Source organism: Staphylococcus caprae (assembly GCF_003966625.1).
In the GTDB taxonomy this organism is placed as follows: Bacteria; Bacillota; Bacilli; order Staphylococcales; family Staphylococcaceae; genus Staphylococcus; species Staphylococcus caprae.
Genome location: NZ_AP018587.1, coordinates 148,202 through 168,025, shown reverse-complemented (window position 1 = coordinate 168,025; position 19,824 = coordinate 148,202). Strand labels below are relative to the sequence as shown.

At 35.4% G+C, this 19,824-nt stretch carries 12 protein-coding genes; 4 read left to right on the top strand and 8 right to left on the bottom strand.

Features of this window, described 5'->3' with window-relative positions; genetic code table 11:
- Positions 1 to 204 precede the first annotated feature (204 nt).
- The 4 genes from JMUB898_RS00685 to JMUB898_RS00670 all read right to left on the bottom strand — a co-directional run bounded on the left by JMUB898_RS00685 (position 205) and on the right by JMUB898_RS00670 (position 11,592).
- Positions 205 to 8,694, bottom strand: coding sequence for a putative Ig domain-containing protein (locus JMUB898_RS00685; RefSeq protein ID WP_126514774.1), 8,490 nt, complete (start codon positions 8,692 to 8,694; stop codon positions 205 to 207).
- Positions 8,695 to 9,074: 380 nt separating this feature from the next.
- Positions 9,075 to 10,040 (bottom strand): biotin synthase BioB, encoded by a 966-nt coding sequence (bioB, locus tag JMUB898_RS00680; RefSeq protein WP_002444845.1) that lies wholly within the window; start codon positions 10,038 to 10,040, stop codon positions 9,075 to 9,077.
- A 187-nt stretch (positions 10,041 to 10,227) separates the two neighbouring features.
- Positions 10,228 to 11,109, bottom strand: coding sequence for a 5'-nucleotidase, lipoprotein e(P4) family (locus tag JMUB898_RS00675; protein ID WP_002444847.1), 882 nt, complete (start codon positions 11,107 to 11,109; stop codon positions 10,228 to 10,230).
- A 126-nt stretch (positions 11,110 to 11,235) separates the two neighbouring features.
- Entirely contained in the window at positions 11,236 to 11,592 is a 357-nt protein-coding gene (locus JMUB898_RS00670; RefSeq protein ID WP_002444849.1) for a LysR family transcriptional regulator substrate-binding protein, read from the bottom strand.
- A 189-nt stretch (positions 11,593 to 11,781) separates the two neighbouring features.
- Between JMUB898_RS00670 and JMUB898_RS00665 the strand changes: the two genes are divergently transcribed.
- On the top strand, positions 11,782 to 12,327 hold the full coding sequence (locus JMUB898_RS00665; protein ID WP_095323452.1) for a hypothetical protein: 546 nt from the start codon (positions 11,782 to 11,784) through the stop codon (positions 12,325 to 12,327).
- Positions 12,328 to 12,957: 630 nt separating this feature from the next.
- Here JMUB898_RS00665 and fosB read toward each other — a convergent pair.
- The 3 genes from fosB to JMUB898_RS00645 form a co-directional block, all read right to left on the bottom strand.
- The gene (gene fosB, locus JMUB898_RS00655; protein WP_002444857.1) at positions 12,958 to 13,395 is read right to left on the bottom strand and encodes a FosB/FosD family fosfomycin resistance bacillithiol transferase; all 438 of its coding nucleotides are present in this window, start codon (positions 13,393 to 13,395) and stop codon (positions 12,958 to 12,960) included.
- 318 nt (positions 13,396 to 13,713) lie between these two features.
- Positions 13,714 to 14,385, bottom strand: coding sequence for an MBL fold metallo-hydrolase (locus JMUB898_RS00650; protein ID WP_002444858.1), 672 nt, complete (start codon positions 14,383 to 14,385; stop codon positions 13,714 to 13,716).
- A 23-nt stretch (positions 14,386 to 14,408) separates the two neighbouring features.
- Positions 14,409 to 14,633: a 30S ribosomal protein S17e gene (locus JMUB898_RS00645; RefSeq protein WP_002444860.1), complete on the bottom strand. Its 225-nt coding sequence runs from the start codon at positions 14,631 to 14,633 to the stop codon at positions 14,409 to 14,411.
- A gap of 501 nt (positions 14,634 to 15,134) precedes the next feature.
- On the opposite strand from JMUB898_RS00645, the gene argF reads away from it, so the two are divergent.
- From argF to JMUB898_RS00630, 3 genes are all read left to right on the top strand, one after another.
- The gene (gene argF, locus JMUB898_RS00640; RefSeq protein WP_002444862.1) at positions 15,135 to 16,136 is read left to right on the top strand and encodes an ornithine carbamoyltransferase; all 1,002 of its coding nucleotides are present in this window, start codon (positions 15,135 to 15,137) and stop codon (positions 16,134 to 16,136) included.
- Positions 16,137 to 16,157: 21 nt separating this feature from the next.
- On the top strand, positions 16,158 to 17,096 hold the full coding sequence (gene arcC / locus JMUB898_RS00635; protein ID WP_002444864.1) for a carbamate kinase: 939 nt from the start codon (positions 16,158 to 16,160) through the stop codon (positions 17,094 to 17,096).
- Positions 17,097 to 17,287: 191 nt separating this feature from the next.
- Positions 17,288 to 18,853: a YfcC family protein gene (locus JMUB898_RS00630; RefSeq protein WP_002444866.1), complete on the top strand. Its 1,566-nt coding sequence runs from the start codon at positions 17,288 to 17,290 to the stop codon at positions 18,851 to 18,853.
- 105 nt (positions 18,854 to 18,958) lie between these two features.
- On the opposite strand, the gene JMUB898_RS00625 is transcribed toward JMUB898_RS00630, so the two are convergent.
- Positions 18,959 to 19,822 (bottom strand): patatin-like phospholipase family protein, encoded by an 864-nt coding sequence (locus JMUB898_RS00625; RefSeq protein ID WP_037541766.1) that lies wholly within the window; start codon positions 19,820 to 19,822, stop codon positions 18,959 to 18,961.
- Positions 19,823 to 19,824: the final 2 nt, after the last annotated feature.

The following is a 19,824-nucleotide window of genomic DNA, read 5'->3' as shown; positions in this document are numbered from 1 at the left end:
AATTTTTAAGTAACTGGAAATATTTATCTTTTATTCACTTGAAAATTAATCTCCAGAACTTCAAGGTCACGATTATAAGAATTTGATTTGCTATGTAATTAAATTTGCATGCGATGTAATAGATAAGATAAATAAAGAGGATGAAACAAGATCGTTTCACCCTCCTATTTTTACCTATTCAGTTTTAAAAGCATTTTGAGTAAATTACTCTTTTTCATTGTTGTCTTCATCTTTTCTACGACGTTTAAATAGTAGTAATAATGCACCTAGACCTGCAAATAGAGAACCAAATAGAATCCCTTTACTTCCTTTCTCTTCACCAGTTTCTGGTAAATCCGTTTCACTATTGTTTTTACCATAGTTTGCTTTACTATGATCACGTTGCGATTGAATAGGTTGTTCTTCTTGGTTGTTAGAAGTATTTGTAGCACCGTTTATCTTTTGATGTTCATTGTGATGAGTATAACTAGGTTTGGATTGATTTCCGTTTGTTTGATTATCATCATTGTTTGACTGTGATTTATCTGGATGATTTACATGCTCATTATGACTAGGTTTCTCTACATGATGATTGTTTGAACCTTTAGAATTGTTATGCTTGTTTGGTTCTGGATTCACTCCATCATGATGGTTTGGATTATCAGGTTTAGCATTATTGCCGTTGTGATGATTTGAATCATCAGGTTTATCGCCTTTTCCATGTTTATGAATACCTTCAACTATGGCATCAGATGGTTTTGATATGTTACCTGATGTGTCCGTTGCTGTCACGCTGATGTGATCTCCACCTTTTAGATGTTCATCGGTTGGCACTTCGATGTGATAGTTGCCATCTGAGTCTGCTTTCCCCTCTGCTGTTTGACCATCTGGGAATGTGATGACTACTGTTGAACCCGGTTCTGCTTTGCCACTGATTTCTTTCGCACCTTCTTTAATTGGATTAATCGTTGGTGCTGGTGGCGCTGTTGTGTCTATCACGGTAATTATTGTTGCTTTAGATGTGTTACCTGATGTATCTGTTGACGTCACACTGATGTGATCTCCACCTTTTAGGTGTTCATTTGTTGGGACTACAATATGATAGTTGCCATCTGAATCTACCTGTCCCTCTGCTGTTTGGCCGTCTGGGAATGTGATGACTACTGTTGAACCCGGTTCTGCTTTGCCACTGATTTCTTTCGCACCTTCTTTAATTGGATTAATCGTTGGTGCTGGTGGCGCTGTTGTGTCTATCACGGTAATTATTGTTGCTTTAGATGTGTTACCTGATGTATCTGTTGACGTCACACTGATGTGATCTCCACCTTTTAGGTGTTCATCGGTTGGCACTTCGATATGATAGTTGCCATCGGTGTCTGCTTTCCCCTCTGCTGTTTGGCCATCTGGGAATGTGATGACTACTGTTGAACCCGGTTCTGCTTTGCCACTGATTTCTTTCGCACCTTCTTTAATTGGATTAATCGCTGGTGCTGGTGGCGCTGTTGTGTCTACAACTTTAATTATAAAGTTTGTTGTGGTTTCGTTACCTTCCGCATCTGTTGTTATCACTGTGATTGGGTAGTTGCCTACTTTTGTTGGCGTTCCACTAATTGTGTTTGTCTCACTATCAAAACTTACGCCTTCCGGTAGTCCACTTACTTTATTTGTTACCTTCTGACCGCTATTGTCTGTCGCTTCTATCTTGATTGAATTAATAGCTGTGTTGACCTCTTTTGTTTGGTTTGCGATAGAGGTAACCGTCGGTTTTGTTGTATCCACAACTTCAACTGTGAATTTTGTTGTGGTTTCGTTACCTTCCGCATCTGTTGTTGTTACCGTAATTGGGAAGCTGCCTACTTTTGTTGGCGTTCCACTAATTGTGTTTGTCTCACTATCAAAACTTACGCCTTCCGGTAGTCCACTTACTTTATTTGTTACCTTCTGACCGCTATTATCTTTCGCTTCTATCTTGATTGAATCAATCGGTGTATTCACTTCTTTTGTTTGGTTTGCGATAGAGGTAACCGTCGGTTTTGTTGTATCCACAACTTCAACTGTGAATTTTGTTGTGGTTTCGTTACCTTCCGCATCTGTTGTTGTTACCGTAATTGGGTAGCTGCCTACTTTTGTTGGCGTTCCACTAATTGTGTTTGTCTCACTATCAAAACTTACGCCTTCCGGTAGTCCACTTACTTTATTTGTTACCTTCTGACCGCTATTATCTTTCGCTTCTATCTTGATTGAATCAATCGGTGTATTCACTTCTTTTGTTTGGTTTGCGATAGAAGTAACCGTTGGTTTTGTTGTATCCACGATTTTAATCGTAAAGTTCGATGTCGTTTCATTGCCTGATGCATCCGTTGTTGTCACGGTAATTGGGTAACTTCCAACTTTTGTTGGCGTTCCAGTAATTGTGTTTGTGGCACTATCGAAACTTACTCCGTCCGGTAGTCCACTTATTTTATTTGTTACAGACTGTCCACTGTTATCTGTTGCTTCAACTTTAATTGGATCTAAAATTGTATTAATTTCTTTTGTTTGATTTTTGATAGGTGTTACTACTGGCGCTGTTGTATCTACGACTTTAATAATAAATTGCGTAATTGTTTCATTACCTTCAGCATCTGTCGTCGTTACAGTAATTGGATAGGTACCGATTTTAGTCGGTATGCCGCTTATTGTGCCTGTTTTATTATTAGCAATAGACATTGCTTTCATTTTAACAAGGTTACTGCTATGCATTCTAGGTGCAAAACTAATCGCGTTTGTTTGGCTATTATAAATAACACCATCAGGTAAACCACTTACTTTGTTCGTTACAGCTTGGCCGCTATTATCAGAAGCCTCAATCGTAATTGTATCCATAGCTGTATTCACTTCTATAGTTTGATTCGCTATTGATTTCACTACTGGTGGTGTCGTATCCACGACTTTAATCGTAAAGTTCGTTGTCGTTGCGTTACCTTCCGCATCTGTTGTCGTCACTGTGATTAGGTAACTTCCTACCTTCGTTGGTGTTCCACTGATCGTATTTGTGGCACTATCGAAACTTACGCCTTCTGGTAGTCCGCTTACTTTGTTGGTCACGGCTTGACCACTATTATCTCTCGCTTCAATCTTGATTGAATCAATAGCTGTGTTAATCTCTTTGGTTTGGTCTTTGATTGCTGTCACCGTTGGTTTTGTCGTATCCACGACTTTAATCGTAAAGTTCGTTGTCGTTGCGTTACCCTCGGCGTCTGTTGTTGTCACTGTAATTGGGTAACTTCCCACTTTTGTTGGCGTACCAGTAATTGTGTTTGTGGCACTATCAAATGTGACGCCAGTCGGTAAGCCACTCACTTTGTTGGTTACAGCCTGACCATTATTGTCTGTCGCTTCAATCGTTATCTTATCGATTGGTGTATTTACTTCTTTGCTTTGATTATTGATAGCTGTCACCATCGGTGCTGTTTTATCTACCACTTGAATTGTGAAGCTTGTTGTTGTTTCATTTCCTGATGCATCCGTTGTTGTCACTGTAATTGGGTAACTTCCGACTTTCGTTGGTGTACCACTAATAGTATTTGTCTCATTATCAAAACTTACTCCATCTGGTAAGCCACTTACTTTGTTGGTTACGACTTGACCACTATTGTCTGAGGCTTCGATCTTGATTGAGTCAATTGATGTATTAACCTCTTTTGTTTGGTTTGCGATAGAAGTAACCATTGGTTTTGTTGTGTCTACAACTTTAATTGTAAATTTCGTTTCCGTTTCATTTCCTGATGCATCTGTTGTGGTTACCGTGATTGGATAACTTCCGAACTTCGTTGGCGTGCCACTAATCGTATTTGTCTCACTATCAAATGTGACGCCAGTCGGTAAACCACTTACTTTGTTGGTTACAGGTTGGCCACTGTTATCCGATGCTTCGATCTTGATTGTGTCAATTGATGTATTAACCTCTTTTGTTTGGTTTGCGATAGCTTTAACCGTTGGGGCAATCTCGTCTACAACTTTGATTGTGAATTTTGTTTCTGTCTTATTCCCTGATGCGTCTGTCGTCGTTACTGTGATTGGATAGTTGCCTACTTTTGTTGGCGTTCCACTAATCGTATTTGTCTCACTATCGAAACTTACACCTTCTGGTAGTCCGCTTACTTTGTTGGTTACGGCTTGACCACTATTATCTGTTGCTTCAATTGTTATTGAATCGATAGCCGTATTCACTTCTTTTGTTTGATCTTTAATTGATGTCACCATTGGTTTTGTCGTGTCTACAACTTTAATTGTGAAGTTCGTTGTTGTTACGTTACCTTCTGCATCTGTTGTTGTTACCGTAATTGGATAGCTACCTACTTTTGTTGGTGTACCACTAATCGTATTTGTCTCACTATCGAAACTTACTCCGTCAGGTAGACCACTTACTTTGTTTGTCACAGCTTGGCCACTATTATCTGTTGCTTCAACTGTTATTGAATCAATCGGCGTATTCACTTCTTGGATTTGATCTTTGATAGCTGTCACCGTCGGCGCTGTTTTATCTACAACTTCGATTGTGAATTTTGTTTCTGTCTTATTCCCTGATGCGTCAGTCGTCGTTACTGTGATTGGATAGTTGCCCACTTTCGTTGGCGTTCCACTAATTGTGTTTGTATCACTATTGAAACTTACTCCGTCAGGTAGACCACTTACTTTGTTGGTTACAACCTGACCACTATTGTCTGTTGCTTCAATCGCTATCTTATCAATTGGTGTATTTACTTCTTTGCTTTGATTTTCGATAGCTGTCACCGTCGGCGCTGTTTTATCTACAACTTCGATTGTAAATTTCGTTTCTGTTTTATTTCCTGATGCGTCTGTTGTTGTTACCACAATTGGGTAGCTTCCTACTTTCGTCGGCGTACCGCTAATCGTATTTGTCTCACTATCAAATGTGACGCCAGTCGGTAAGCCACTGACTTTATTTATCACTGACTGACCACTATTGTCTGTTGCTTCAATCGCTATCTTATCGATTGGTGTATTTACTTCTTTGCTTTGGTTCGTAATAGAAGTTACTACAGGTAATGTTGTGTCCACGACTTTAATTGTAAAGTTTGTTGTCGTTTCATTGCCTGATGCGTCTGTTGTTGTCACTGTGATCGGATAGCTGCCGACCTTCGTCGGAGTTCCGCTAATTGTGTTCGTCTCACTATCAAATGTGACGCCAGACGGCAGACCATTTACCTTGTTTGTCACGGCTTGGCCACTATTATCTGTTGCTTCAATCGTTATCTTATCGATTGGTGTATTTACTTCTTTGCTTTGACCTTTGATAGCTGTAACCGTTGGGGCTGTCTCATCCACAACTTCGATTGTAAATTTCGTTTCCGTTTTATTACCTGATGCGTCTGTTGTTGTTACCACAATTGGATAGCTACCTACTTTTGTTGGTGTTCCGCTAATTGTGTTCGTCTCACTATCAAAACTTACGCCTTCCGGTAGACCGCTTACTTTATTTGTCACAGCTTGGCCACTGTTGTCTGTCGCTTCGATTTTGATTGAATCGATAGCTGTGTTGACCTCTTTGGTTTGATTTTCGATAGCTGTAACCGTCGGCGCTGTTTTATCTACAACTTCGATTGTAAATTTCGTTTCTGTTTTATTTCCTGATGCATCTGTTGTGGTTACTGTGATTGGATAACTTCCTACTTTTGTTGGCATACCACTGATGGTATTTGTGGCACTGTCGAAACTTACGCCTTCTGGTAAGCCACTTACTTTGTTTGTCACAGCTTGGCCACTATTATCTGTTGCTTCAATCTTGATTGAATCGATAGCTGTATTCACTTCTTTGGTTTGATCTTTAATTGATGTAACCGTCGGTTTTGTTGTATCCACAACTTTAATCGTGAAGCTCGTTGTCGTTCCATTTCCTGATGCATCTGTGGTCGTCACTGTGATTGGGTAGCTGCCTACTTTTGTTGGCGTCCCGCTAATTGTGTTTGTATTACTGTCGAAACTTACTCCGTTTGGTAACCCACTAACAGTATTGCCCACTGCCAATCCACTATTGTCTGTCGCTTCAATCTTGATTGAATCAATTGATGTATTTACTTCTTTTGTTTGATCTACAATTGTTTTAACTACAGGTGGCGTTGTATCTACTACTTTGATAGTAAATGTAGTAGTTGTTGTATTACCGTTCGTATCTTTAGAAGTCACCGTAATTGGATAGCTTCCCACTTTCGTTGGTGTGCCACTAATTGTATTTGTTGAAGCGTTGAATGTTACTCCGCTCGGTAATCCACTAACAGTATTAATTACTGTGTCTCCACTATTGTCTGATGCATTAATATTAATGTTATTCAGTACTGAGTTGACTTCTTGTGTTTTGTCATTAATTGCAGTAACCGTTGGAGGTGTTGTATCTGTAACTGTAATTGTTATTGCTGGTGATACATTTGACCCTTTATCGGTTGAAGTTATTGATATAGTTTCTTTTCCTGTTAAAACAAAACCACTAGGTACAGACACTGAGAAATTCCCAGTACTATCTGCCGTACCAGATAACGTTCTACCGTCACTAAAGTTTAATGTAATTGTTGTATTAGCCTCAGCTGTACCCTTAATCGCAGTGTCTTGAGTAGTAATATTACTAGCTTTAGGCGCTACGGGGGCAATTCTGTCTATCATATCTATGTAAGAAGTTGCATAAGACCCCAATAAACGTTTATTAGCTGATCCATTATCAGCTGTATCTAAATAATCCGTTTCTATCCATGATTGAAATGTTTCTCTATCACTTATTTGTGAGGCAATACTTTCCAAAGTATAACCACTCTTCAATTTATATTGAATTGTATAATTTCTTGATTGGCCTAATGCTCCATAGAATATATTTCTATCTAAACTTCCTCTAGCATCATTAAGATGCATAAGTGTATTTGTGTTTTTAATAGATATTTCATCAATTGTACTACTATCAAACATACCATCGCTACTTAAAGTACCATTTACAAACCTACTTGAACTAATCGGGTCACCCTTTACATCAGAAACGTAAATTTTTACAGAACTAGGATCTATATACGGTATTAAGTCTTTATTAACTTGTTCTTTAATATATAACACCCAATTATAGTCAGTTTGTAAAAAGTTTTCATCTGGCTTAAATGCATGAATAGATTTGATTGAGTTATCTGAGCTATCATATCTAATTCTGTTTACAACTTTACCTGAGGTAAACCCAGAAGACTGAGTCGTTTGAGGCGCTTTACTATAAATATTTGGTGCAATCGTAGTAACTTGAACACTTTCTCCCGCAATAGCTCCAGTATTTGTAGTCCACGTATGTGTCAAATATACGGGTTTACTATTAGAATACCCTAAGCTTGCTATTGTTTGAGAATTCTTTAAAGTAATTAAAACCTCATTATTTGTTACTATTCCTTCCGTTCCCTCCACCGTTTTACCATTGATTGGTGCAGTCCAGTTTTGACCATTATTAGTAGTAGTCATGTAAACGCCATTAATTGTTATGTTTTGGATTTGACTATAAAAATCACTTTGTGAAAAAGAAAAATTTACTTTTCCTCCGTCTATCAAATCATTATTTTCTATCCAATTCGTTAAATTGAGTTTAATCACATTGCCAGTGTCATTTTGAAGTTGAGAAACTCCTGCATAACGTAATCCACTGTTATCTTTAATAGTTGTTGCATCATATCCTAAATCGTTAAGTAAGTATGCATAATTGGGATTTGATGGTTTCGTATATGTTTTAGCCTTTGTGTCTTTAGTGGCTACAAGTACTCTAAATCTTTTATTATTATTTCTTGTCGTTGTCGTTGCAGTGACTTGATTCGTTAAGCTTGTTTTATTATCACTCAGTGGAATTGAACTTTCTTTTTTACTTTCAATTTTAGTCGTATCTTCGATAGGGGTTGTGGCATTTGTGCTACTTCCTACTGTATTTGTTTCTGTTGTTTCATTTGAAGTATTTGATTTACTTGAAGTTGAGTCTATGTTTGAATTCTGTTCTGAAGTTTTACTAGAAGTAATATCTGTATCTGTAGATTTATCTGTGGTTTTACTAGAAGAAGTTGAATCTGTGTCTTTAGATTGTTCTGTTGTTTGATTTGAACTTTTGTTATTAACTATGGATTTCTCTGAGGTGCTCTCTTTAGTTGAATCAGTATTCACCGATTCTTCTGATATGTTATCTTTTCTTTCAGTCGTATCTTTATTATTTTCAGTTGCTTTTGTACTTTCGTTTGTTTCTTCTTTAGGTTGTTGTTGACTACCTTTTACTGTGTCATTTGCTTTATTGTTATCATTTGTTGTTGTTTTGTTATCACTTACATCTGATTTACTTTCTTCTGATGCATTTTCATTAGTGACTGATTCGCTACTTTGTGTTTCATTCGTCTTCGATTCTGTTGTGTTCGTTTCTTGATCTAAAGATTGATTTTCATTTACTTGATTTGTTGTTTGATCTGATGTCTCTTTCACTGATTGATTCGTCGTATTATCACTATTACTTAATTCTTCTACATCGACTGGCTCACTCTTGTCTTTGGTACTATTTCCATTTTGAGAGGTTGCATTGTCTATCTCATCTGCTCTTGCTACGCCGCCAACACCAAATACTAATGTTGCGCCGATTAATAAGGAAGCTGTACCAACAGTGAACTTTCTAATTGCATACTTGTTAAGTACATTGGGCAAAAATCCTTGTTTATTTTTCATTTCAAAACCACCCCTAAAAACATTTCATACAATACTAATGATGTATTCAAGTATTATAATGAATTTATTATAACTTTACAAATATCTAGCAACTACATATTTATATGTTTTATATTGAAAAAATATTTATTCCTTTGTAATTACATTTTGTCCTCAATCATAATTGGTATTAGTAATAAATATATTTTTTATATTTGGCCACGCACTTGATTATGATTTGAATTTTTAAGTTTAAACATGAGTAATTTTAAAAATTGAGATAAAGCTAGAGACTCAAATAAATTACTATTCAGTGTATAGGCATCAAATTTACTTTATTTTCAATAAAAAATAGGACATGGTTAACATGCCCTAGGTAAGATAATATCTATATTAATTTCTTAACTATCGATTTCAAATCCTAAATCTTCAATCATACGATAATCTTCTTCGTTAGGTTGGCCTCCGGTAATTAAATAATCTCCAACAAAAATTGAGTTAGCTGCTTTTAAAGCAATGGCTTGAAGTGACCGAAGATTGACTTCACGACCACCTGCTATTCGAATTTCTTTCGTTGGATTAATTAAACGAAACATTGCTATAATTCGCAAACATTTCATTGGTGACAGTAAATCTAATCCACCGAATTTTGTTCCCTTAATCGGATGTAAAAAGTTGATTGGGATACTATCCGCATTAATTTCTTTCAATGCAAATGCCATGTTAATCACATCTTCGTTCGTTTCACCCATTCCACAGATGACACCTGAACACGGAGAAATATTATTGGCCTTCATCATTTCAACAGTATGTACACGGTCTTCATATGTATGTGTCGTTACTACTTCATCATGATAACGTTCACTCGTATTTAAATTATGATTATATCGGTCTACACCCGCTTCTTTAAGTTTTTCTGCTTGTTCTTCTTTCGTTAGACCTAAACATGCACAAATTTTCAATTGTGGATGCATTTTCTTAATATCTTCTACTGTTTCGCAAATATGATTCACTTCTTTATTTGTTGGGCCGCGACCACTCATAACAATGCAGTATGTCCCTATTTGATTATTTGTAGCCACTTGTGCCCCTGCTTTAATCTGATCTTGGTCAACTAATGCATAACGTTGCTTCTGTTTCATCTTTACAGATTGTCCACAGTACCCGCAATCCTCAGAACAAATACCACTTTTCGCATTGAGAATCATGTTTAATTTTACTTTTTTACCATAATAATGCTTTCTAACAATGTAAGCTTCATTGAGTAATTCAAAGGTATCAATATTGGGATCTTCATATATTTTCAAACATTCATCTTGAGATAACCCATCGTGATAAAGCACGCGTTCTGCTAAGTTTAAACTCATTCTTTTTAACCCCTTACTTCTGAAAAATTAAAGTTCAACATGTACGCTCTTTTTAATGTAAACTTTTTATATAGTTAAGTTTACATTAATACTTTCATGATTGAAACCTCACTTTCAAAAATAAAAAGCTACGCCGATGAGATCATTCACCGACATAGCTATAAAATTCCTATTTAAACTATAAAAGTTATTTAACGTCGCCTGTTTTAGGATTAAATTGTTTAATAGACTGCTTTCTCAATTGGTCTTTTTGCAGTTTACTTATTTGATAATTGTTGTTATAAATGGTTGATTCCCAACTACCATACATAGGATTTGGGAAAATAATGTATTTTTTACCAAAATCATCTTTATGTTTTTGAATTAATTCATCGCGAGATTGAGCAGTAGGTTGTTTAGGATCAGCGAAGTCTAATAAGTTATCACCAAATAACATGACTAATTTATGATGTTTTCGAACTTTCTCACGACGTGTTTCCTTGCTTTTGTCACTTTTACCTTTTAATAAAATATGACTGTCTGTAGCTTGAGGTAACCCTATATTTTTTAAATTCTGTTTCGTACCTTTAAAATCTTTCTCTTTATCTCGATCAGAAATGTAATAAATATCTATACCTTTTTTATTAGCATAATTTAAGAAAGATTTCGCACCATATACTGGTTTCGCCTTCGCTGCTGCGACCCATTCATGCCAGCCTTGTGGATGGGGTGCATCATTAAGCGCTGCATAGCCCTGATATGGCGAATTATCTAAAACTGTTTCATCTAAATCGAGTGCAATAGCGAGCTTTTTCTTACCTTTATTCTTTTTAATCTCTTTGTCTAGTTGAACTTTCGCACTATTATAGCCTTGTAAATATAGTGCTTTCGCTTCTGCTGAATTTTGATACCAAGACACGGCCATAATATTTTCCGAACCAAGATTAGGATTCTTTTGTTGTTGTTGTGTGGTTTGATAATTCTCATCTTGTTTTGCATGTGAATCACTCGCATATGTATTAAGTGGTGCAGAAATTGTAAACGCTGTTGCTAACGTCGCCGTCGCTATATACTTTGATAGTTTATTCATATATTCACCTCATTGAAAATTAATAAAAAATACTAATTAAAGTATATAGTATTTACAATTAAATTAGAAACATCAGAATATTAATATTAGATATATTTTAGCTAAGCTAAAAGTATATAAAACATCTTAAATATGCTCTTTAAATCGCATCTTCGCGAGATTTAAAAAAACACTCGCTGCTTTTGAAATATCGCGATTTTTATTGTAAGCAATCACCACATTATTTTTATATTGCGTTTCATCAAGTTTGAAATATTGTATATTTTTATGAGCGGCCTTATTCTTCACACTTTCGGGTACAATCGTAAGGCCAATACCCGCGTTTGTTAAATAGAGTGCATTATCTATATTAATTGTTTCCATCACTGGTTTCGGTACTATATTAAAGTCATTAAAAAACTTATCCGTAATTGTGCGTAACGTCATATTACCTTTCAACAAAATAAAGTTCTCATTATTTAATTGTCTTTTTTTAAGGATCATATCATTCTTTTGTATTAGTCTCTAATTTTTATTCATTATCATTGTAGTTTTATTGTAGTTACTGATTTTTTAAAATGAAAAATTAATCAAATTTTTACAATGATATTATAGAAATTATTTTTTATTATGATATCCTATTCGCTGGGAATGTTTTTCATTGGGAAATAAATTTATAAGGAGATTTTTAAAATGAAAAAACATTTGCAAAAGTTAGTTACTGCTACCGTAGCCACAGCCATCGTTTCTGGTCCTGTATATTTTACTTTAGAGTCCCATAAAGCTAATGCTGAAACTATGCAAGAAGTTGATAAAGAGACGCAACAGCGTAAAAAACTTGGTAATGACTTATTAAAAGCTATTGAAGAGACTAAAGGGGACATAAACGACCCTAAAGCTACTGCTCAATTAAAAGGTCAAGTTACAAATTATAAAAACGGAGTAGCTAATCGAGGAAAAGCAACTATAGCTGCTAAAGCAGGTGCTAAAGCACTTAGAGCTACTGTACATAGAATTGGTGAAAAAGCTTGGAATAAATATGTAAAAAAAATAGAAAGTATGTCTGGTAGAAAGTTAGTTATGCTTCACTATCAAGGTATTAATAAATTTTGTGATATTTTAACAGGCTTCGAAGGTAATTTAAGTGATGCTATTGCTAAGACATTAAATAAATATACCGGTTTAAATAAAAACGTAGGATACGTAGTTGCAAGAGCACTTATTGCTCTATTGCTCTAGGTTTAATGATGAAAAACCAAAAGAAATTTTATTTAATATGCTTAATAGTAACTTTTATTATCTACATTTTTTTACCTGTAATTTTTAATCAAAATACTTTACCAATACGGTTATTTGCTCTAGTTCCTTTATTTTTCTTTGTGGCTTTTGTTTTAACCTCTGACAAGAAAAACTAACAAATTTCGTAATATCGAACAAAATCTATATTGGCTTTTGAGAGGGAATAATATAAATATAGATTTTCCTCTTGGAGGTATACAAATGATAATTATAATATATGAAATATTAGTATTTTTCGTTATCCTAATTACTTATTTTTTGATGATAATCGGAGAAATGTCTATAACTTGGAATTTCTTATTATCGATATTTGGCATGTTTGTTGGTATTCTTTTATTTTTCTATTTTTCTCTTTATAAAATCCCTGATTTTAGTAAAGAAAGAAAAATATTTATAACAATTATTAGCTGGATATTTATTGTGATTACTTTATTTATATTAGGACATTTAACGCTTATCCTAATACTTCATAATTGAAAGGTTATTTAGTACACATATATACAAAGTGTGTCTTGAGGCAGTGACTCCTATACGTTGCTGCTTCTTTTTTTAAATTTAAAAAATCCATATTTAGTTAATTAATACATCATTATAAAAAGTCATATGTGGTTTTTCATCTTTATAATAAGTTAACCTATCATTTAGATTTCCCGTATGTAATTCTAATTTATGCCCATCTGGGTCAGTAAAATAAATAGACTTTTTGTCTTTAATATGACGTTCTCGTCCTTCTAGGATATTCACATTATGTTTTTGGAGCCATTTGTACCATTCTTCAAATTCATTATCATTAATTGAAAATGCCATATGTGTATAAGAATATTTAATTTCTGTTCTAGGTACATTAACTTCTTCATTTAAAGCAACCCATAAACCACCAATATTGAAATACGCAGTAGACTTACCACTAACTAATAAATCACCTTTCAAAACATTTTTATAAAACTCTATTGAAACAACTAAATTACTAACAGAAAAGCAAACATGATTAATACCTTTAATTTCCATAAAAACACCATCCGATTTGTATATACTGATTCATTTATCTGACATGCTCCATTACTTTGTCGACTATAACTTCAATTCTATTATTGATAGCATAAGTACCTGATTTATTTATATTATCTATGTAAAAACGTTTAATATTAAAAATCCCCAGTTTACTTTACGATTTTGATGGTTAGAATTTTGCAAGATGCTTCACCTCAACATATGTATATCTCTATAGAAAGGGCATGAAACATTGTTATTTTATCTTTAGAGATTCATTTAAAAAAGGTATACCCAACATTAAGCCGGATATACCTTAACGATTGATATTATGGTTTAAGTATTTTCTCCATTTCGAACACGATCTATGATTTTCTGTACACGTTGTTGTTTATCATCCTCATCATTAATAAAGAAGACCGGTGATTCGCCTTCAATTGAAACCCACGGTACGAGTGCATCAAAATCAAGATCTCGAATCATTTCAAGACTCTTTATGGATTGTTCTCTATCACTTGAAGGTAGGACGACTGTGCGCCACTCATCTCCTTCATAACAGAGGAAATCACCTGTAAATAAATAACGATGTTCGCCGTTATCCCATAAATATAATGTTGTTCCAGGCGTATGCCCCGGCGCAGGAATCACCTCTAAATCGTCATATAATTGTTCACGGTCTTTAAACGTTCCAGCAATTTGAAGCGTATCAGTCACAGCTTCTTTATCATCTTGGTGAATATAATAAGGTGCATCGAAATGCATTTGACCACCTAACGATTCATGTTCATGATTCATAAGTACGCGATCTGCGCCACCTAGTGCTCGAATATCATCTGCTGCTTCGTCAATTCTACCAGAATGGAAAATCACAATATTCCCTTCTGAACGTTCAAGAACGAAAGATTTGAAACGAAAGCGTTTATCAAATGGTAGTTCTGTTGTTGGCGTTGCATACAGACCATTTGCTACTTTATCTAATGTTTCGAAATTGTTTTCATTTTTAGCCATATACCCCCCCCACCTTTAAGACATTAGTCTAAATATTGATCAGCATGTTCTAGTCTATAGTGTTCGATTTTAGATTTTTCTTCATCAAATTCTTTATGCGTTAATTTTGTAATCTTTTCAATTGAATATCCTAACTTTTTTGCGAAAGCGTCAACTTCCCCCTTGTTTTTTGCCACTACAAAAACAGTTAAAATATTTTCGTCAACAATGTCTTTATTGTGTTGATAGTCTAATCTGAAAATCTTCATATGAACCCCCGCCTTTTATATTTTAAATGCCCATTTTCGTGTTAAATATAGTCCTGTCAATATTTTATTATCCCCTTCTTTTCGAAAAATCAAACGTCCCATTCCCACATAAATACGTCATACGTTATTTCTAATAGAAGAAAAGAGACAAGCTTGAACGTATCGTTATAATGACATGTTCTATGCTTGTCTCATAAATATCATATTTAATTTTCCTATTTTATTACTTATATTTTAATCATTTCACCGTTAAAACTTTTCAGCGATTTAAACCCTTCTAATCGCTGAAATTAACACAATATTTCATACAATTATACACAACTTTAAAATTACATATAATTTCACCATACTCCTTTTTTGTGAATTTTTCACAATTTCCTTAAAATCTTAAAAAAGTTTTCAATTATTTATTAATAAAAAATGACAACTTTTTAATTTTATTGATTATTATAAGTTAACGCTTACAATGACCTTGAAATCAAATTTAAGGAGTTGTAAAGAATGAAGAATTTACGCAATAGAAGTTTTCTAACTTTATTAGATTTTTCACAGAAAGAGGTAGAATTTTTATTAAATCTCTCTGAAGATTTAAAACGTGCTAAATACATAGGCACTGAAAAGCCTATGCTTAAAAATAAAAATATTGCTCTTCTTTTTGAAAAAGACTCTACAAGAACTCGTTGTTCATTTGAAGTCGCTGCACATGACCAAGGTGCAAATGTAACGTACTTAGGTCCTACAGGCTCACAAATGGGTAAAAAAGAAACTGCTAAAGATACTGCAAGAGTTTTAGGTGGTATGTATGACGGCATTGAATATCGTGGTTTCTCTCAACGTACAGTTGAAACGTTGGCTGAATTTTCAGGGGTGCCAGTATGGAATGGCTTAACTGATGAAGATCATCCTACACAAGTACTCGCAGATTTCTTAACTGCTAAAGAAGTATTGAAGAAAGATTACTCCGAAATTAACTTCACATATGTTGGTGATGGCCGTAATAATGTTGCTAACGCATTAATGCAAGGTGCCGCTATCATGGGCATGAATTTCCACCTCGTTTGTCCTAAAGAATTAAATCCTACTGACGAATTGCTTAGCCGCTGTGAACGCATTGCTTCTGAAAATGGAGGCAACATCCTTATCACAGACGATATCGATAAAGGTGTTAAAGACTCTGACGTAATCTATACAGATGTATGGGTATCAATGGGTGAACCTGACGAAGTATGGCAAGAACGTCTTAAATTATTAGAACCTTACCGTGTTAATAAAGAATTAATGGAAAAAACAGGCAATCCAAATGTAATATTTGAACATTGCTTACCATCATTCCATAACACTGACACTAAAATCGGTAAAGAAATTTATGAAAAATATGGCGTAACTGAAATGGAAGTCACTGATGAAGTATTCGAAAGTGACGCTTCAGTAGTATTCCAAGAAGCAGAAAACAGAATGCATACTATTAAAGCAGTCATGGTGGCTACTTTAGGTGAATTCTAGTACAGACAGGAGGTAATTCAAGTGGCAAAAATCGTAGTGGCATTAGGTGGTAACGCATTAGGTAAATCACCTCAAGAACAACTAGAACTCGTTAAGAATACAGCTAAATCACTTGTGGGGCTAATTACAAAAGGACACGAAATTGTAATTAGTCATGGTAATGGCCCTCAAGTAGGTAGCATTAATTTAGGTTTGAATTATGCTGCAGAACACGGTCAAGGCCCTGCCTTTCCATTCGCTGAATGTGGTGCAATGAGCCAAGCGTATATTGGTTATCAACTACAAGAAAGCTTACAAAATGAATTACACGCACTTGGTATAGACAAACAAGTTGTCACATTAGTAACTCAAGTTGAAGTAGATCCCGATGATACAGCGTTTAGTCATCCTTCTAAACCTATTGGTCTCTTCTATGATAAAGAAACAGCTGAAAGCATTGAAAAAGAGAAAAACTATAGCTTTGTTGAAGATGCAGGACGTGGCTATCGTCGTGTTGTTCCTTCACCTCAGCCGAAATCAATTGTCGAACTCGCAAGTATCAAAACTTTAATTGAAAATGATGTGCTTGTGATTGCAGCTGGTGGCGGTGGCGTCCCAGTTATCCGCGAACAACACGATAGCTTTAAAGGTGTTGATGCAGTTATCGACAAAGATAAAACAAGTGCATTACTAGGTGCAGATATTCAATGTGATCAACTTATTATCTTAACAGCCATTGATTACGTGTACGTTAATTACAACACTGAAAATCAAAAAGCACTTAAAACTGTCACACCTGAAGAATTAGATGCATACGTTAAAGAAGATCAATTTGCTAAAGGTAGTATGCTTCCAAAAATAGAATCAGCAATCTCATTTATTGAGAACAATCCTGAAGGTAGTGTATTAATCACTTCCTTAGACCAATTAGACAACGCACTCGAAGGTAAAGTTGGTACTTTAATTAAAAAATCATTTTAATGACTTTTAATTGAACGAACATTGAGTGCTATCAATTGCAAATCATTTTATTCATACTGACATAGTTGTGCACCCTGTTCTTCCATCTACTCCAAAACTATACAGGGTGCACTTCTATATTGAAAAAATACAAAAATATTTATAGATATGCATGAATTTCATGATTCTCGAATGATATAGATAAAAAGGAGATGAAAATATTGGAACATGCTATCGATTCAAATAAAAAGAAGAAGCGATTTAAATTACGGATGCCCGGTGCATTCATGATTTTATTCTTACTCACAGTGGTTGCCGTAATAGCAACATGGCTAATACCCGCTGGTGCTTATTCTAAATTATCATATGAACCCGCTTCACAAGAATTAAAAATCGTAAACCCTCATAATCAAGTTAAAAAAGTTCCAGGAACACAAAAAGAACTTGATAAAATGGGTGTTAAAATTAAAATTGAACAATTCAAATCGGGAGCTATTAATAAACCCGTATCGATACCAAATACTTATGAACGACTTAAACAACATCCTGCTGGTCTAGATCAAATTACAAGCAGCATGGTAAAGGGTACCATTGAAGCTGTCGATATCATGGTCTTCATCCTCGTTCTAGGTGGACTCATAGGTGTCGTTCAGGCGAGTGGCTCATTCGAGTCAGGTCTACTGGCCTTAACTCAGAAGACAAAAGGCCACGAGTTTATGCTCATCGCTTTTGTAGCAATTTTAATGGTACTTGGCGGAACATTATGCGGTATTGAAGAAGAGGCCGTCGCCTTTTATCCAGTACTCGTCCCAATATTCATCGCATTGGGATATGATTCCATCGTTTCTGTCGGCGCCATCTTTTTAGCGAGTTCCATCGGTAGTACATTTTCAACGATTAATCCGTTCTCAGTGGTCATCGCCTCTAACGCTGCAGGAACAACCTTTACAGATGGATTGTACTGGAGAATTGGAGCATGTATCGTCGGAGCTATATTTGTAGTAAGTTACCTTTATTGGTACTGCAAAAAAATTAAAAAAGAACCAAAAGCTTCTTATGCTTATGAAGATAAAACAGAATTTGAAAAGCAATGGTCAGTAATGGATCAGAATAGCTCTTCAACATTCACTTTACGTAAAAAAATCATACTTACCTTATTCGTATTGCCATTCCCTATCATGGTTTGGGGCGTAATGACACAAGGCTGGTGGTTCCCAATTATGGCATCAGCATTCCTTATATTTACGATTATCATTATGTTTATAGCAGGAATGGGTAAATATGGTCTTGGCGAAAAAGACACAGTCGATGCATTTGTGAATGGTGCATCAAGCCTTGTCGGCGTATCATTAATTATTGGTTTGGCGCGTGGTATCAACTTAGTATTAAATAAAGGATTAATTTCAGACACAATCTTGCACTTCTCATCTTCCATCGTGCAACATATGAGTGGTCCTTTATTTATCATAGTCTTATTAGTGATTTTCTTCTTCTTAGGTTTTATCGTACCATCATCATCTGGATTGGCAGTGTTATCTATGCCTATCTTTGCGCCATTAGCTGATACAGTTGGGATACCTCGATTCGTCATCGTCACAACTTATCAATTTGGTCAATATGCGATGTTATTCCTTGCACCAACAGGACTCGTCATGGCAACCTTACAGATGCTCAACATGCGCTACTCCCACTGGTTGAGATTCGTCTGGCCGGTCGTCGCCTTTGTACTCGTCTTCGGTGGCGGTTTACTCATCGCGCAAGTATTGATTTATTCTTAGATATATTTAATTTCGGAAAATGAAGTTCCGAGATAGCACAGATTTTATAAGATGCCATATAAAAGCGAGGTTAGGTCGAAATCCTAACCTCGCTAAATTTTATCTTTATTCATTCCAAAATTGCTTAATCATTTCTGCATCTTTGCGACCTTGTGCTTCGCCTAGTTTTGCGATCTCTGGTCGAATGGATGGATCCACTGTATTACCACCCAATTCATTTAACTTATTGAATACATCTTGACTTGGTGTAACTAATTTAACCTCTGCACTGTTATCTTCTAGTTCTTTAATAGCGTCATCTAATCGATAAGGTGTAGAAATAGGAAGGTTTGTTGATAGAATCAATACTTTTTTAGCACCTTTTGCTAAATCTGCATTTTCCATCGAATGGCAACCACCATCAAAATGTTTCTGACCATTAACTGTTGTAGCAGGCCATACACCGGGTAGTGAGCCACTTGAAGCCATCGCGCGATATAAATCCACTTCAGATTCGGATGTGAATGCGACTCGCTCTGCTTTTTGCGCGTTAACAGCTGTAATCATTAAATTTTGAGGCCATTCATCCATTTTAATTCTGTGTTTTAATCTATTGATGTGTTCATTTTCATCAAATTTGTTATCCTCTAGCGCATATTCACTATAATTTTCAATCCATTCTTTTGGCGTGTTAGCGTTTTTCTCTATTTCATTATAACGGGCGAACACCCCAGACATGTCCTGGCTTGGCGGTTCTTCGTTGGATTTAAGGGCAATTTGTTCTTCGAAAATATCTTCCCAACTTTTATTTGAGGTAATACCCGTTGCCGCTTGTGCCCCACCAGACGTACCGATGACTAAATCTGAATGTCTAACATCTATTCCAGCTTGATCAAGAGCTGAAATATATCCTAATTGCCAACCAATGGCAAGCGAACCGCCTCCGCCTAATACTAGAGCATGGTTTAAATTCTCTTTATGATTTACCATTT